The sequence below is a fragment of the Psychrobacter sp. genome (genome assembly GCF_036731945.1).
Taxonomy (GTDB): domain Bacteria; phylum Pseudomonadota; class Gammaproteobacteria; order Pseudomonadales; family Moraxellaceae; genus Psychrobacter.
This window is the reverse complement of sequence record NZ_DAINDI010000076.1, coordinates 6,276-7,278: the sequence shown is the minus strand read 5'-3', so window position 1 is coordinate 7,278 and position 1,003 is coordinate 6,276. Positions and strand designations below refer to the sequence as shown.

General features: G+C 45.8%; 1 protein-coding gene and 1 pseudogene. One reads left to right on the top strand and one right to left on the bottom strand.

From position 1 onward, the window contains the following. Nucleotides 1-130 (top strand): annotated as a pseudogene (locus tag V7D75_RS12720) (7-alpha-hydroxysteroid dehydrogenase); the annotation flags it as partial. Between the two features lie 153 nt (nucleotides 131-283). Here the strand turns inward: V7D75_RS12720 and V7D75_RS12715 are convergent. After that, the coding region (locus V7D75_RS12715; RefSeq protein ID WP_333614846.1) for an SDR family NAD(P)-dependent oxidoreductase at nucleotides 284-1,003 on the bottom strand (720 nt) is incomplete at its 5' end.

Sequence of the window (1,003 nt, the reverse complement as noted above, 5' to 3'; positions counted from 1 at the left end):
GCCTATTCAGCGCTTGGGTGAAGCCGATGATATCGCTGGAGCGATGCTGTATTTTGCGGCGCCTATCTCCGAATGGGTGAGTGGTCAGACGTTATTTGTTAATGGCGGCGGTGTACAAACATTAGATTAAGATTCGATAGTCGCTAGTGTAGACAACTTGTCATAAAAAAGCGTCACCTAACTCAATGTTGGGTGACGCTTTTTTATGGGAATTGTTTTTAACTGACTGATTAAAACTCGATGGCGGCGAAATTTTAATGCAAATAAGCCATTGTTAGAAATGCTATTTTCTAAGCGAAAAAGCGACGGTCTTATTGCCTATCCAATTAACCCAACTCACAGGAAAGAAGCGCAGCTGTAATCTAATCAAGTTTGCTATCACGCCTGGGACGACCAAGAACTGCCGCTTTTCTACGCCTTTGAGCATTGATTTAACGGCATCGTCAATTTTTAATTCACCAGCCAGTTTTTTCATGCCGACACCGGCTTGTGCCATGACGCCGACTTCTGCTTGGGTGAGCGGCGTATCTATCGGTGGCGGCGCAAAGACAGTGATATCAATACCGTCAGGCTTCCACTCAAAACCGATAGATTGCATCATGCCCCAAATAGCAAATTTTGAGGCGCTATAAGAGCTGTAGCCATAACTGCCGGTAAATGACGCCATCGAAGCGGTTACCATGACCTGATCGCCACGCGATAAAAAAGGGCGCACCGCAGCCAAGACGTTACGAGTGCCGAATAGATTGATAGTCAGTACGCGCTCAAACTGTTCTTGGCTCATCTCATCAAACGTCCAAGGCCCTGTAATCCCGACAAAATGCATTAAGATATCAGGCGATAGCTTGCTTGCAGCCTCAGCGATTTGCTTGGTTGTGGTATCGGCGTCAGTGACGTCCAATTTATAGCTGATAATCGAAGCTTTTTTTTTGTTCAAACCTTGCAGAATAGCAACGGCCTCATCAAGCGCTTGTCTATCAAACAAGACCAAATTGGCATCTTG